The organism is Rhodoferax sp. LB1P47 (assembly GCF_056521445.1).
On record NZ_JBWMAU010000008.1, the window covers coordinates 60,540 to 75,326 of the forward strand.

Annotated in this window: 11 protein-coding genes; all 11 read left to right on the forward strand. The window is 60.0% G+C overall.

The window, feature by feature from the left end:
* Nucleotides 1-20 precede the first annotated feature (20 nt).
* The 11 genes from AC0969_RS11025 to AC0969_RS11075 all read left to right on the forward strand — a co-directional run bounded on the left by AC0969_RS11025 (nucleotide 21) and on the right by AC0969_RS11075 (nucleotide 14,785).
* Complete coding sequence (locus tag AC0969_RS11025; RefSeq protein ID WP_479624188.1) at nucleotides 21-2,141, forward strand: type IV pilus secretin PilQ; 2,121 nt, start codon at nucleotides 21-23, stop codon at nucleotides 2,139-2,141.
* Between the two features lie 156 nt (nucleotides 2,142-2,297).
* The gene (locus AC0969_RS11030) at nucleotides 2,298-4,097 is read left to right on the forward strand and encodes a hypothetical protein (RefSeq protein ID WP_479624189.1); all 1,800 of its coding nucleotides are present in this window, start codon (nucleotides 2,298-2,300) and stop codon (nucleotides 4,095-4,097) included.
* A 1-nt stretch (nucleotide 4,098) separates the two neighbouring features.
* Entirely contained in the window at nucleotides 4,099-4,611 is a 513-nt protein-coding gene (locus tag AC0969_RS11035) for a shikimate kinase (RefSeq protein WP_479624190.1), read from the forward strand.
* A gap of 40 nt (nucleotides 4,612-4,651) precedes the next feature.
* Nucleotides 4,652-4,852 carry a type II toxin-antitoxin system RelB family antitoxin gene (gene relB / locus AC0969_RS11040; protein WP_479624191.1) on the forward strand — a complete coding sequence of 67 codons (201 nt, stop codon included), beginning with the start codon at nucleotides 4,652-4,654 and terminating at the stop codon, nucleotides 4,850-4,852.
* The gene (locus tag AC0969_RS11045; RefSeq protein ID WP_479624192.1) at nucleotides 4,849-5,145 is read left to right on the forward strand and encodes a type II toxin-antitoxin system RelE/ParE family toxin; all 297 of its coding nucleotides are present in this window, start codon (nucleotides 4,849-4,851) and stop codon (nucleotides 5,143-5,145) included. Before relB ends, AC0969_RS11045 begins: the two co-directional genes overlap by 4 nt.
* Before the next feature lie 219 nt (nucleotides 5,146-5,364).
* Complete coding sequence (gene aroB, locus AC0969_RS11050) at nucleotides 5,365-6,486, forward strand: 3-dehydroquinate synthase (RefSeq protein ID WP_479624193.1); 1,122 nt, start codon at nucleotides 5,365-5,367, stop codon at nucleotides 6,484-6,486.
* An 80-nt stretch (nucleotides 6,487-6,566) separates the two neighbouring features.
* Nucleotides 6,567-7,697: a deoxyguanosinetriphosphate triphosphohydrolase gene (locus AC0969_RS11055; protein WP_479624194.1), complete on the forward strand. Its 1,131-nt coding sequence runs from the start codon at nucleotides 6,567-6,569 to the stop codon at nucleotides 7,695-7,697.
* A 13-nt stretch (nucleotides 7,698-7,710) separates the two neighbouring features.
* Entirely contained in the window at nucleotides 7,711-8,277 is a 567-nt protein-coding gene (locus AC0969_RS11060; RefSeq protein WP_479624195.1) for a DUF1415 domain-containing protein, read from the forward strand.
* Nucleotides 8,258-9,124 carry a class I SAM-dependent methyltransferase gene (locus AC0969_RS11065; protein ID WP_479624196.1) on the forward strand — a complete coding sequence of 289 codons (867 nt, stop codon included), beginning with the start codon at nucleotides 8,258-8,260 and terminating at the stop codon, nucleotides 9,122-9,124. Before AC0969_RS11060 ends, AC0969_RS11065 begins: the two co-directional genes overlap by 20 nt.
* A gap of 51 nt (nucleotides 9,125-9,175) precedes the next feature.
* Nucleotides 9,176-9,874: a transposase gene (locus AC0969_RS11070; RefSeq protein ID WP_479624197.1), complete on the forward strand. Its 699-nt coding sequence runs from the start codon at nucleotides 9,176-9,178 to the stop codon at nucleotides 9,872-9,874.
* Between the two features lie 180 nt (nucleotides 9,875-10,054).
* The gene (locus tag AC0969_RS11075) at nucleotides 10,055-14,785 is read left to right on the forward strand and encodes a glutamate synthase-related protein (RefSeq protein ID WP_479624198.1); all 4,731 of its coding nucleotides are present in this window, start codon (nucleotides 10,055-10,057) and stop codon (nucleotides 14,783-14,785) included.
* Nucleotides 14,786-14,787 lie beyond the last annotated feature (2 nt).

Genomic DNA, 14,787 nt, shown 5'->3' on the forward strand with positions numbered 1-14,787 from the left:
AGAATCGAATGGGGTGGCACATGCTAGACCATAAGCTGGAGAAGTTTGCCGCTGCGCTGGTATTGGTCTTGACTTCGGTAGCCGCGCAGGCGCAAGCCACTATTGAGTCCGTCACGGGCTCTATCCAAGGAGGGGCCGAGGTCATCCGCATCGACCTCAGTGAACCTTTGGCGGCACTACCGGCAGGGGTATCCATCCAGTCGCCCGCGCGTATTGCGCTTGATTTTCCGGGCGTGTCCAACGGCATTGGCCGTTCATCCATCGAGGTCAACCAAGGCAATCTGCGTTCTGTGAATGTGGTGCAGGTGGGTGACCGTTCGCGGATCGTGCTCAACCTCAAACAAGCCACCTCGTATAAAGCCGAACTAAAAGGCAAATCTATCCTGGTGGTGCTCGACGCAGTGGCAGTCGCCGCACCTATCGCCAGTGCCATGCCGACTTTTGCCGACAGCGGAAGCCGCGACAAGTCTCCACTCAAAGATATCGATTTTCGCCGGGGTGATGACAACGTAGGCCGTGTCATCGTCTCGTTGAAGAACAGCCAAGTCGGTGTGGATGTGCGCCAACAAGGTCAGAATTTGGTGGTCGAATTTTTAAGTTCCACCTTGCCAGAAGGCTTGCGCCGCCGTCTGGATGTCAGCGACTTTGGCACCCCTGTGCAAAACATCACCGTTGCCCAAGTCGGTGACCGCGTGCGTATGCTCATTGAGCCCAAAGGCGCGTGGGACCACAGCGCCTACCAAAGCGATGGCCAGTTTGTGGTCGAAGTGCGGCAGCAAAAAGTGGACCCCACCAAATTGGTTCAAGGTCCGGGCTATGCCGGTGAAAAGTTGTCGCTGAATTTCCAGAACATCGAAGTCCGTGCGCTGTTGCAAGTCATTGCCGACTTCACCAACTTCAATGTGGTTACCTCCGACTCCGTGACCGGCTCCGTTACCCTGCGCCTCAAAGATGTACCCTGGGACCAAGCCCTGCAAATCATCATGGACTCCAAAGGTCTGGGCATGCGCAAATCGGGCTCGGTCCTGTGGATTGCGCCCAAAGACGAGATTGATGCCCGTACCAAAAAAGACATGGAATCTGCGGCATCCATGCAGGCACTTGAGCCATTGCAAACCCAATCCTTCCAGCTCAATTACGCCAAGGCAGTCGACATCGTGGCCCAATTAGGCGGCACGGGTGCCACCACGGGCAGTGCTCCGCGCTTCCTTAGCTCCCGTGGCACGGTCATTTCTGAGCCCCGCACCAACCAGATTTTTGTCAACGACATTCCCAGCCGACTTGCTGCCGTGCAAGACCTGATTAAAAAGCTCGACATTGCCGTACGCCAAGTGCTTATTGAAGCCCGCATCGTCGAGGCCTCTGACAGCTGGGGCAAATCTTTGGGTGTCAAGCTGGGCACCACAGCGGGCAGCTCTACCACTTCGGGCACGGCGGCTGGCAGCTATGGTCTAACGGGGGGCACACGATTCACCGTGGGCTCCAGCTATAGCAACGTCACCGCCAGCAATGGCTCTAGTGGCTCGGCGGTGGACACCTCCAGCAACTCGGTCAACCTGTCTGCCGTGGGCGAGGGCGGCTATGACGCCGCAACCTTTGCCCTGTCTATTTTTAGCAGCGCCGCAAACCGCTTCTTGAACCTGGAAATCTCAGCGTTGGAAAATGACGGTAAAGGCAAGCTGGTTTCCAGCCCACGCATCGTCACCGCCGACCAGACCAAGGCGTTGATCGAACAAGGCACCGAGTTCCCCTACCAGCAGGCCACTTCCAGCGGCGCTACTTCGGTGGCTTTCCGTAAGGCTAATCTGAAGCTGGAGGTCACGCCCCAGATCACCCCCGAAGGCAACATCATCCTGGATCTGGACATCAACAAAGACAGTCGCGGCGAAACCACCTCGGCCGGTATCGCCATCGACACCAAGCACATCAAAACCCAGGTGCTGGTGGAAAACGGCGGCACGGTCGTGATTGGCGGCATCTTCACACTGGACGAGACCGACAGCGTCACCAAGGTCCCCTTGCTCGGCGATATTCCTTATTTGGGTAACTTGTTCAAGACCAAAACTTCGGCCAGTACCAAGAAGGAAATGCTGGTATTCATTACGCCGAAAATGATTGTTGAACGTTCGGCGGCACGGTAATACAGATTGAAACTGGAATCAGGGACTTAAAAAATGCGTTATCTAAAGTTGTGGGTGTTGGCTGTTGTCACGATGGTCTTGGTTGCTTGTGGGGGCGGAGGGAATCCGGGGACGACATCTTCGTCTGGCGGAACGACCACGACCATCACCCCAACTTTGACCTTATCCCTGGTGAATGCTGCGGGGACGACCGTGAGTACAAATGCTATTAGCAAAAGCGCCAACTACTACGCCAAGGCCGTGGTGAAGGATGCCAGTGGAACCGTGTTGTCTAATCAGTTAGTGACTTTTTCTACTGCGTACACCATTGCAACTTTAGCCGGGAGTGCTGCAGATGCCACCGCGTTGACCGACAGCAGCGGGGTTGCGAAAGTATTGATTAGTCCCTTGACCTTGACGACGACGGGCGCGGCGACTTTAACCGCTACTGCCACCATCGGTAGCGCATCTGTGTCGTCCAGTTTGAATTTCAGTACCACGGCTGCGAACGTTACCTTGGGTAGTTTGACGGCTTCTCCCACCAGTATTGCGGCGCTAGGTACTTCTGCCGTATCGGTGGTGGGGATGGTCGATGGAGCTGCCACATCCGGTGTGGTGGTGGGCTTTACCGCTAGTTGCGGCAGCTTTAGCCCTGGCAGTGTGACAACACCTAGCAGTGGCGTAGCGAGTTCAACCTACCAGTCGCTATCAGGATGTGGCGGCACTTCGGTAACGGTTACGGCTTCCGCGTCTGGAGCAACGGATCTGACCAAGACGATTGCGGTTGCAGCAGCCAAGGCAACCAATATTCTCTTTAGTGAGGTCACATCACCGACAACAGGAAAAATTTATGTCTCTTCCGCTGCGACCGGCGTGAAAAATGCGACGGTTAAATTTCGGGTTGTGGACAGCAGTGGCACTACGGGCTTGGCATCGCAGGCGGTAAGTTTCACTTTGCCTAGTACGGTCTCGGCTGCAGGCGTCACCTTTGCCAGTAGCACGACCACCGGCGTGACAACCGACAGCAGCGGTTATGTGTCTATCACCGTGGCATCGGGCACCATTCCCGTTCCGGTGGTAGTGGTAGCCACGCTGGATTCCGATAGCACAATCACGGCATCTTCCAATAGTTTGGTCGTGACTTCTGGTATGCCCTCTCAGGTGAAGGCTCAATTGGAACCTGCTGCCCATAGTCTTGAGGCCTTGTCGTTTACGGGCTTGACTACGACACTGACGTTTTCTGTAAGTGACCGCTCTGGCAATAACGTGCCCGATGGGACGGCCGTTACATTTGTGGCGGCCTCTGGTAATGTGACAGGGAATTGCACGTTGGCCAGTTCTACCTGCACGGTGACCTATACGGCCAATGGTACGGCTCCAAGCAATGGACGGGATATTGTGTTGGCGTACCTGGATGGGGAAGAGAGCTTCGTGGATACCAATGGCAATGGTGTGTATAACTCCGGTGAAACTTTTACGGACACCGGGTCGGTTTACAAGGATGTGGATGGTAGTCAGACATTTACAACGGGGGATGAGTTGGTTTCGGGTGGTGCCACGGGCGCATCCACTTGTGCTTATGATGCGACCACTTACCCCTCGGTGATCAATACTTGCGACGGCGTATGGAGTAGCGCCATTAAGGTACGCAAGCAGACGACCATTTCTTGGGTTGGTGGCTCAGATGCAATCATGACGCTCAGTGGGTCACGAACTGCATCCGGGTTTACCGTACTGATTCAAGACTCCACTGGGCGTGGCAATGCCATGCCCAGTGGTTCTACGGTGGCGGCGGTTATTACGTCTACTTCACCGACCTGTAAGGTGCAATCGGTAACCCCCAGTACGGTGCTGGCAAGCAGCGTGACAACGACAGCACATAAAATTGCTCTGGACAGTGCGGCAGACTGCACCACGGTGACCGTGACGGTGACTGTCACAACGCCTAAGGGTTCCATTTCCAGAACCCCATTTTGATTTGATCTCCCTCGTCGGCCTCCCCGGCTCCGGTAAATCCACTGTAGGCCGCCAGCTTGCCCGGCGGCTACAGGTTCCTTTCATCGACTCAGACCACGTGATCGAGCAGCGCATTGGCTGCTCGATCCGGGAGTTCTTCGAGCGCGAGGGGGAGCCGCGTTTCCGGGATGTGGAGGCCGAGGTGATAGAGGCCTTGACCCAAAACGGTCCTGGTGTGTTGGCCACCGGCGGTGGTACGGTATTGCGGCTTGCCAACCGGGAGGCGCTGCACTCCCGTGGCCAGGTGGTGTATTTGCGCTCTTCTCCTGAAGAGGTCTTTCGCCGCGTACGCCATGATGTGAACCGGCCTTTGCTGCAAGTGGCCGACCCCCTGACCCGCTTGCGCGACCTGTTCGCCATCCGCGATCCGCTGTATGTGGAGACCGCGCACTTTGTGATCGAAACCGGGCGACCCTCGGTTTCTACGCTGGTCAATATGATCGTGATGCAGCTGGAACTGGGCGGGGCGGCTTAATTTCGACCCTGAGGTTTCTCATTTCTGCTAATCTGCACCTATGAGCGCAGTCTTATCCCCCATCGTTTCAGAATTTGACACCGAAGAGCAGGCGAGTAGCTATGCGGCGTGGTTAACCGCAAAAATTCAAGCCAGTTTGCAAGATCCTCGCCCCGGCGTTCCGCATGACCAAGTGGAGGCTGAAATGGATGCCATCATTGCCGAAGCCGAAAGTCAGCAGCGTCTGCGTTCGCAGACATGACCCTGCCGATTATTTGGCGGCGCAGCGCCCAGGGTGATTTGGCTGAAATTATTCGCTACGTCGCCAATGTCAATCCGATGGCTGCACGCCGTCTGCGCAAGCGCTTGATGGATTCTGTACTCCCCGTTTCCGAGCACCCGTATTTGTACCGCCAGAGCGAGCTGGTGCCGGGGCTTCGTGAGATCGTGGCACACCCCAATTACGTCGTGTATTACCGTGTCGCAATGTCGTGCATTGAGGTGGTGAATGTGGTGCATGCCAGACGCGAGTTCCCGAATGGGCTGCCAACGTGAAGGCCCAGCGATTGCCTGCTACGGCTCAAGAAATGGTTCCGATCAATGAGCGGACGCCATCTAAACCCCCTGTGCGCATAGGTTGGGCAGATGCGGCCAAGAAGATTGCCCGGCTTGGCGATGATGCGTTGGTCATGGGGGAGTTTGGCAACCAAGCCGACGCGGCAAGTAGCCGTTTTCACCCAAAATATTGAGCACTGCCGATTAAACTGTGTGGCTATGCCAGCCACTATTCCGTCCCCCTTGCCTCTGCACGCCGTCCACATCGCCCTGGGCGAGCGCAGCTACCCCATCGTCATCGGCACGCGACTGCTGGACAACCCGGCCACCTGGGCCGACCTGCCCCGTGCCGCCACAGCGCTGATCGTCACCAACACCACCGTCGGCCCCCTGTACGCGCAGCGCTTACAGGCGGCGTTGCAAAGCCATTACCCCACCATCCACACCGTGGTGCTGCCCGATGGCGAGGCGTTCAAAACTTGGGAAACCCTGAACCTGATTTTTGATGCGCTGCTGGGCCACGGCTGCGACCGCAAAACTGTGCTGTTTGCCCTGGGCGGCGGCGTGGTGGGCGACATGACCGGCTTTGCCGCCGCCAGCTACATGCGTGGCGTGCCGTTTGTGCAAGTGCCCACTACGCTGCTGGCGCAGGTGGACTCGTCCGTGGGCGGCAAAACCGCCATCAACCACCCGCTGGGCAAAAACATGGTGGGCGCGTTCTACCAGCCCTGCAAAGTAGTCTGCGACCTGGACACGCTGGCCACGCTGCCCCCGCGTGAACTCAGCGCCGGGCTGGCCGAGGTGATTAAATACGGCCCCATTGCCGACATGTCCTTACTGGATTGGCTGGACGCCAACATGGATGCCCTGCGCGCGAGCGATGTGGTCGCCTTGGCCCATGCGGTGCGCCGCAGCTGCGAGATCAAAGCCCACGTGGTGGGCCAGGACGAGCGCGAAGCCGGGCTGCGCGCGATTCTGAATTTTGGCCACACCTTTGGTCACGCCATCGAGGCGGGCATGGGCTACGGCGCATGGCTGCACGGCGAAGGTGTGGGCAGCGGTATGGTGATGGCAGCGCATTTGTCGCAGCAGTTGGGGTTGATCGATAGGGCACTGGTAGAGCGCCTCACGCAACTCATCCAGCGTGCGGGTTTGCCCACGCAGGGCGCAATGCTGGATGCCGCCGACAACGCTGGGCGCTACCTGCAACTGATGCGGGTAGACAAAAAGTCCGAGGCGGGCGAGATCAAATTCGTGCTGATCGGCCCCCCCGGCAGCGCCACCGTGCGCGGCGCACCCGATGCGCTGGTGCGCTCGGTGGTGGATGCGTGCTGCCTGTAACCCATTTGAATGATTGCTATTGAAATAGTAGCTGCTTGCGCAGGTAGTACCTGCGCTAGAGGCCTGTTTCTTATAAATCCATGTCTTTAGCCACCTACGCCTGCGACCCGGCCCACAGCCGGGGCCGCCGCATCTTTGAAGCGCCCGCGCCCACCCGCACCGAGTTCCAGCGCGACCGCGACCGCATCGTCCACTCCACCGCGTTCCGCCGCCTGGTCTACAAAACCCAGGTGTTCTTGAACCACGAAGGCGACCTGTTTCGCACCCGGCTCACCCATTCGCTGGAGGTGGCGCAACTGGGCCGCTCCATTGCCCGGGCGCTGGACCTGAACGAAGATTTGGTCGAAGCCATCGCCCTGGCCCACGACCTGGGCCACACCCCGTTTGGCCACGCCGGGCAAGACGCGCTCAACGCCTGCATGGCCGAGTTTGGGGGCTTCGAGCACAACCTGCAAAGCCTGCGTGTGGTGGATGCGCTGGAAGAGCGCTACCCGCTGTTCGACGGCCTGAACCTCACGTTTGAAACCCGCGAAGGCATCCTCAAGCACTGCTCCCGTGCCAACGCCGAACAGTTAGGCGACGTGGGCCAGCGCTTTCTGGACCGCACCCAGCCCAGCCTGGAGGCGCAGCTGTGCAACCTGGCCGACGAAATCGCCTACAACGCCCACGACATCGACGACGGCGTGCGCTCCGGCCTCATCACCCTAGAGCAGCTACAAAACGTGCCGTTGGTGGCCCATTTTTACCAACAAACCCTGGTCGACCACCCCCAGCTCACGGGCCGGCGCGTGCTGTACGAAACTATCCGTCGCATGCTCAGTGCCCAGGTATACGACGTGATTGCCGCTACCCAGGCAGCGGTGCAAGCCGCCCAGCCGCAGGGCGTGGATGCCGTGCGCCAGTGCCCGCCGCTGCTGTGTTTCAGCCCGGCCATGCGCGCGCAGTCGCTTGAGCTAAAGCGGTTTTTGATGAAAAACCTGTACCGCCACCCGCAGGTAATGGCCATGACCGAGCAGGCCCAAACCATGGTGCACGAACTGTTTACTGCCTACCTGGCTGCGCCGCACGAGATGGCCCCCGCATATACCCAAAGAGCCGCCCGCACAGCCGCCGGGGCACCGCGTGCCGTGGCCGACTACATCGCCGGCATGACTGACCGCTTCGCCGCCCGTGAGCATGAGCGGTTGACCGGACAAAAACTACTCGGCTAAAGCCTCTCTACCCATGACCGACACCACCGTCGTCCAAGACATGCGCCGCTGGCTGGAGCGCGCCGTGATCGGCCTGAACCTGTGCCCCTTCGCCAAAGCCGTGCACACCAAGGGCCAGATCCACTACGCCGTCAGCGCCGCCATCGACACGGAAGCCTTGCGCCAAGACCTAATTTATGAACTAAATAGCCTGTTAGCGCAGGAGCCATCTGCACGAGATACTACGCTTTTGATAGCGCCGAAGGTGCTGGCTGATTTCTTGGACTACAACGACTTTCTGGGCGTTGCCGACCGCGTGCTGCGCAAGATGCAGCTGGAAGGCACTGTGCAAATCGCCAGCTTCCACCCACAGTTCCAGTTCGGCGGCACCGATGCCAACGACATCACCAACTACACCAACCGCGCCCCGTACCCCTGCCTGCACCTGCTGCGCGAGGCCAGCATTGACCGCGCCGTGGCGGCATTTCCCGAGGCCGAGATGATCTTCGAGCGCAACATGGCTACTTTGGAGGCGCTAGGGCAGGGCGGTTGGAACGCTTTAGGCGTGGGAAAATCAACCGATGAAGATTCCCAAAAATAAGCCTCCGGTGGCCCCCGCGCTGCCGCCCGAGATCGACCCCGCCCAGTCCGTCGAGCTGCTCAAAGAGCTGCACATCCTCACCCGGGACGGCAAGCTCAACCAAGACTCCCGCCGCAAACTCAAGCAGGTCTACCACCTGTTCCAGTTCATCGAAAAGCTGCTGAGCGAACTGCCTGCCAACAGCAATGGCCTGACGCTGGCCGACCACGGCGCGGGCAAGTCCTACCTGGGTTTCATCGTCTACGACCTGTATTTCAAAGCCTTGAGTGCGGGTCACATCTACGGCATCGAAACCCGCGCCGAGCTGGTCACCAAGTCGCAAGAACTGGCGGCACGGCTGGGCTTTGGCCGCATGTCCTTCCTGAACCTGAGCGTGGCCGAATCCACCCAGTCGGCCCTGCTGCCCGAGCGCATTGACGTGGTGACGGCCCTGCACGCCTGCGACACCGCCACCGACGATGCGATTGCCTTTGGCCTGCAAAAAAACGCCCGCGCAATGGTGCTCGTACCCTGCTGCCAAGCCGAAGTGGCTGCCTGCTTGCGCCAAAACAAAGCCCTGAACGGCAGCAAAACCCCCTTGTCTGAACTCTGGCGGCACCCCCTGCACACCCGCGAAATGGGCAGCCAGATCACCAACGTACTGCGCTGCCTGTACCTAGAAGCCTGGGGCTACCAAGTCACCGTGACTGAACTGGTCGGCTGGGAGCACAGCATGAAAAACGAACTCATCATCGCCAAGCACACCGGCCAAAAGAAGCGCGCCGCCGCCGAGCGACTGACCAGCCTGCTGGCCGAATTCGGCTTATCTGCCCTGCTAACCACACGCTTCAAGCTGCCCGCAGATTAATAGGGGTCAGAACCCGATTAATATGGCGCATCCACTCCCAGGTTGCGCTTTATGGCCCGATTACCCCGGCTCACCGTTCCCGGCTACCCCCACCACGTCATCCAGCGCGGTAACAACCACCAGCCCATCTTTGCCAGCCCCGGCGACTACGGTTTGCTACTGGGCCTGCTGACCGAAAACGCCAAAAAATTCGGCGTGGCCGTGCATGCCTACGTGCTGATGACCAACCACTTCCACCTGCTGGCCACGCCCGGCACCGCAGAGGGCTTGCCACAGATGATGCAAGCCGTGGGCCGCAGCTATGTGCGCTACTTCAACGATGCGCAGGGCCGCAGCGGTACGCTGTGGGAGGGGCGCTACAAATCCACCCTGGTGCAAACCGACCGCTACCTGCTGGCCTGCATGGCCTACATCGACCTGAACCCGGTGCGGGCGGGCATGGTGACCGCACCAAACGAGTATGCGTGGTCCAGCTACGGCCACCACACGGGGCAGCGGGCCGACAAACTGGTTACCCCGCACCCGCTGTGGTGGGCGCTGGGCAACACGCCGTTTGCCCGTGAGATGGCCTACGCCATGTTGGTGCAGGCGGGCATCACGGCGGAGCAGCAACAGCAGATCACCCAGTCGGCGCTCAGTGGCTGGGCGCTGGGCGATGGTGACTTTGTGGCGGATTTACAAAAAAGAACCGAGCGCCGCGTAAGCAAGGCGGCTGCGGGGCGGCCAGTTTTAAAACAAAAATCTGAATAAAAACTGCTTCTAACGCATATGGGATGAGCGCTAGTAGCTCTTATTTTTGATGTGTCCCTATTTAATCACTTAATAATTTAGTCAACAATTAATTGGAATCTGACCCCTATTAATCTGCTTGGCATCTTTGTTGCACTGCACTATGCTCTGCATCCCCACGAAACATTACAGGAGAGCGCCATGACAACGGCTGCCGAGATCCAATATCTCAAAGACCACGGTTTGTATGCATCCAGCAACGAGCATGACGCTTGCGGCTTGGGTTTTGTGGCCCATATCAAGGGCGAGAAGCGCCACGATATCGTCACCCAGGCGCTGAAGATTTTAGAAAACATCGACCACCGGGGCGCGGTCGGTGCCGACCCGCTGATGGGCGACGGCGCGGGCATTCTGATCCAGATTCCCGATGCGCTGTACCGTGAAGAAATGGCCAAACAGGGGGTCACGTTGCCCGCCGCCGGTGAATACGGCGTAGGCATGATCTTCTTGCCCAAAGAGCACGCCTCGCGCCAGGCCTGCGAGCAAGAGATGGAACGCGCCATCAAGGCCGAAGGCCAGGTGTTTCTGGGCTGGCGCGATGTGCCGGTAGACAAAGACATGCCCATGTCCCCCACCGTGCGCAAAACCGAGCCGCTGTTGAAGCAGGTTTTCATTGGCCGGGGCGACGACGTGATCGTGCAAGACGCGCTGGAGCGCAAGCTGTACGTGATCCGCAAGACCGCCAGCGCCAACATCCAGAACCTGAAGCTCAAGCACAGCAAAGAGTATTACGTGCCCAGCATGTCGAGCCGCACGGTCATCTACAAGGGCCTGTTGCTGGCCGACCAGGTCGGCGTGTACTACAAGGATTTGTCCGACGAGCGCTGCATCTCGGCTATTGGCCTGGTGCACCAGCGCTTCTCGACCAATACTTTCCCCGAGTGGCCTCTCGCCCACCCGTACCGCTATGTGGCGCACAACGGCGAGATCAATACCGTCAAGGGCAACTACAACTGGATGAAGGCCCGCGAAGGCGTGATGGCCTCGCCGGTGCTGGCTGCCGATCTGGCCAAGCTCTACCCGATCAGCTTCCCCGGCCAGTCGGACACCGCCACCTTTGACAACTGCCTGGAACTGCTGACGATGGCGGGTTACCCCATCAGCCAGGCGGTGATGATGATGATCCCCGAGCCGTGGGAGCAGCACACCCAGATGGACGAGCGCCGCCGCGCTTTCTACGAATACCACGCCGCAATGATGGAGCCGTGGGACGGCCCTGCCTCTATCGTCTTCACCGATGGCCGCCAGATCGGTGCCACGCTGGACCGCAACGGCCTGCGTCCCTCGCGCTACTGCGTGACGGACGACGACCTGGTCATCATGGCCTCCGAGTCCGGTGTGCTGCCGGTGCCCGAGCACAAGATCGTCCGCAAATGGCGTTTGCAGCCCGGCAAGATGTTCATGATCGACCTGGAACAGGGCCGCATGATCGACGACGACGAGCTCAAGGCCAACATCGTCAACACCAAGCCCTACAAGCAGTGGATCGACAACCTGCGCATCAAGCTCGACAGCGTGCCTGCCGACGCCGCCCTGCCCGCTGCCAGCAGCTCCGCCTTGCTAGACCGCCAGCAAGCCTTCGGTTACACGCAAGAAGACATCAAGTTCCTGCTGGCCCCGATGGCGCTGAACGGTGAAGAAGCTATTGGTTCGATGGGCAACGACAGCCCGCTGGCCGTGCTGTCCGACAAAAACAAGCCGCTGTACAACTACTTCCGCCAGATGTTCGCCCAGGTGACGAACCCGCCGATCGACCCGATCCGCGAAGCCATCGTCATGTCGCTGGTGTCCTTCATCGGCCCCAAGCCCAACCTGCTGGACATCAACCAGGTGAATCCACCCATGCGGCTGGAAGTAGCGCAGCCGATTCTCGACTTTGCCGACATGGCCAAGCTGCGCGACATCGAGCGCCACACGCATGGCAAGTTCCGCAGCTACACGCTGGACATCACCTACCCCGTGGCCTGGGGCCGCGAGGGCGTGGAAGCCAAGCTGGCATCGCTGTGCGCCGAAGCCGTGGACGCGATCAAGGGCGGTAAAAACATCCTGATCGTCAGCGACCGCAACGTCAGCGCGACGCAAATCGCCATTCCTGCTTTGCTGGCCAGCAGCGCTATCCACCAGCATCTGGTGACCCTGGGCCTGCGCACCACGGCGGGCTTGGTGGTGGAAACCGGCACCGCCCGCGAGGTGCACAACTTTGCCGTGCTGGCCGGCTACGGTGCCGAGGCTATCCATCCGTATCTGGCGATGGAAACCCTGGCCGATCTGCACAAGGATCTGTCGGGCGACCTGTCTGCCGAGAAAGCCATCTACAACTACGTCAAGGCGATTGGCAAGGGCTTGTCCAAGATCATGTCCAAGATGGGCGTGTCTACCTATATGAGCTACTGCGGTGCGCAGCTGTTCGAGGTGATCGGTCTGAACCAAGACACGGTGGACAAATACTTCACCGGCACCGCCAGCCGGGTGCAGGGCATTGGCGTGTTCTCCATTGCCGAAGAAGCCCTGCGCATGCACAAGGCCGCGTTTGGTGACGATCCGGTGCTGGCCAGCATGCTCGATGCAGGCGGTGAATACGCTTGGCGCGCCCGTGGCGAAGAGCACATGTGGACCCCGGATGCCATCGCCAAGCTGCAGCACAGCACCCGCGCCAACAACTGGAACACCTACAAAGAGTACGCCCAGCTTATCAACGACCAAAGCCGCCGCCACCTGACGCTGCGCGGCCTGTTCGAGTTCAAGATCGACCCGGCCAAGGCCATTCCGGTGGAAGAAGTCGAGTCGGCGAAAGAAATCGTCAAGCGCTTCGCCACCGGCGCGATGTCGATGGGCTCGATCTCCACCGAGGCGCACACCACCCTGGCCGTGGCCATGAACCGCATTGGCGGCAAGAGCAACACCGGCGAAGGCGGCGAAGATCCGGCCCGGTACCGCCAAGAGCTCAAAGGCATCCCGATCAAGCAAGGCCAGACCCTGCGCGAGATCATTGGCCCTGAAGTGGTGGAAGCCACCAACTACCCGCTGCAAGACGGCGACTCGCTGCGCAGCCGCATCAAGCAGGTGGCATCGGGCCGCTTTGGTGTGACCGCCGAATACCTGGTGTCGGCCGACCAGATCCAGATCAAGATGGCCCAGGGTGCCAAGCCGGGCGAGGGCGGCCAACTGCCCGGCGGCAAGGTGTCTGAATACATCGGCAAGCTGCGCCACTCGGTGCCGGGCGTGGGCCTGATTTCGCCCCCGCCGCACCACGACATTTATTCGATCGAAGATCTGGCCCAGCTGATCCACGACCTGAAAAACGTGGCACCACACGCCTCCATCAGCACCAAGCTGGTGTCCGAAGTGGGTGTGGGCACCATCGCCGCAGGCGTGACCAAGTGCAAGAGCGACCACATCGTGATCGCCGGGCACGACGGCGGCACGGGCGCATCGCCCTGGTCGTCCATCAAGCATGCCGGTGGTCCGTGGGAAATCGGCCTGGCCGAAACCCAGCAAACCCTGGTGCTGAACCGCCTGCGCGGCCGCGTGCGGGTGCAGGCCGACGGCCAGATGAAGACCGGCCGCGATGTCGCCATCGGCGCGCTGCTGGGTGCCGATGAATTCGGCTTCGCTACCGCTCCGCTGGTAGTCGAAGGCTGCATCATGATGCGCAAGTGCCACCTGAACACCTGCCCGGTGGGCGTGGCCACGCAAGACCCGGTGTTGCGTAAGAAATTCCAGGGCAAGCCCGAGCACGTGGTGAACTTCTTCTTCTTCATCGCCGAAGAAGTGCGCCAGATCATGGCCCAGCTGGGCATCCGCAAGTTTGACGACCTGATTGGCCGTGCCGACCTGCTGGACATGCGCAAAGGCATTGCCCACTGGAAGGCCAGCGGCCTGGACTTCAGCCGCCTGTTTGCCCAGCCCAATGTGCCTGCCGACGTGCCGCGTTTCCACGTGCAAAACCAAGACCACGGCCTGGAGAAGTCGCTGGACAACGTGCTGATCGAGAAATCGCAGCCCGCCATCCTGCGCGGCGAGAAGGTCAAGTTCATGGAAGTGGCCCGCAACGTCAACCGTTCGCTGGGGGCCATGCTCTCCGGCGCGTTGACCAAGGCCCGCCCCGAGGGGCTGCCCGACGACACCATCCGCATCCAGCTCGAAGGCACGGGCGGCCAGTCGTTTGGCGCGTTCCTGGCCAACGGCATCACGCTGTACCTGATTGGCGATGCCAACGACTACACCGGCAAGGGCCTAAGCGGCGGCCGTATCGTGGTGCGCCCCAGCATCGACTTCCGGGGCGTGTCTAGCCAGAACACCATCGTGGGCAACACGGTGATGTACGGCGCAACCAGCGGCGAATCCTTCTTCAGCGGCGTGGCCGGGGAGCGATTTGCGGTGCGCCTATCGGGGGCCACCACGGTGGTCGAAGGCACGGGCGACCACGGTTGCGAGTACATGACCGGCGGCACCGCGCTGATTCTGGGTAAAACCGGGCGCAACTTTGCGGCCGGCATGAGCGGCGGCGTGGCCTATGTCTATGACGAAGACGGCCAGTTCGCCAAGCGCTGCAATATGGCAATGGTGTCGCTTGAAAAAGTGCTGCCTGCGGGTGAGCAGCAAGGCCTGGGTGTGTCCGACCAATGGCACAACGGCCTGACCGACGAAGCCCAGCTCAAGAAGCTGTTGGAAGACCACAACCGCTGGACCGGCAGCAAGCGTGCCCGCGACCTGCTCGACACCTGGGCCGAGTCGCGTGGCAAGTTCGTCAAGGTATTCCCGCTGGAATACCAGCGTGCCTTGGGCGAACTTCATGCGCGCAAAGTGGCTCTAGCGCAGGTAGTATCTACGCAGGCAGCTACAAAAACTGAAGCAGTTGCAGCCAAGTAAAG

Bases quoted from the DNA above. Each gene is read 5' to 3' on its own strand.
- AC0969_RS11060 (WP_479624195.1), top strand. From the start codon at position 7,711: ATGACCGACACCACCGTCGTCCAAGACATGCGCCGCTGGCTGGAGCGC.
- aroB (WP_479624193.1), top strand. From the start codon at position 5,365: ATGCCAGCCACTATTCCGTCCCCCTTGCCTCTGCACGCCGTCCACATC.
- AC0969_RS11025 (WP_479624188.1), top strand. From the start codon at position 21: ATGCTAGACCATAAGCTGGAGAAGTTTGCCGCTGCGCTGGTATTGGTC.
- relB (WP_479624191.1), top strand. From the start codon at position 4,652: ATGAGCGCAGTCTTATCCCCCATCGTTTCAGAATTTGACACCGAAGAG.
- AC0969_RS11065 (WP_479624196.1), top strand. From the start codon at position 8,258: ATGAAGATTCCCAAAAATAAGCCTCCGGTGGCCCCCGCGCTGCCGCCC.
- AC0969_RS11075 (WP_479624198.1), top strand. From the start codon at position 10,055: ATGACAACGGCTGCCGAGATCCAATATCTCAAAGACCACGGTTTGTAT.
- AC0969_RS11070 (WP_479624197.1), top strand. From the start codon at position 9,176: ATGGCCCGATTACCCCGGCTCACCGTTCCCGGCTACCCCCACCACGTC.
- AC0969_RS11055 (WP_479624194.1), top strand. From the start codon at position 6,567: ATGTCTTTAGCCACCTACGCCTGCGACCCGGCCCACAGCCGGGGCCGC.
- AC0969_RS11045 (WP_479624192.1), top strand. From the start codon at position 4,849: ATGACCCTGCCGATTATTTGGCGGCGCAGCGCCCAGGGTGATTTGGCT.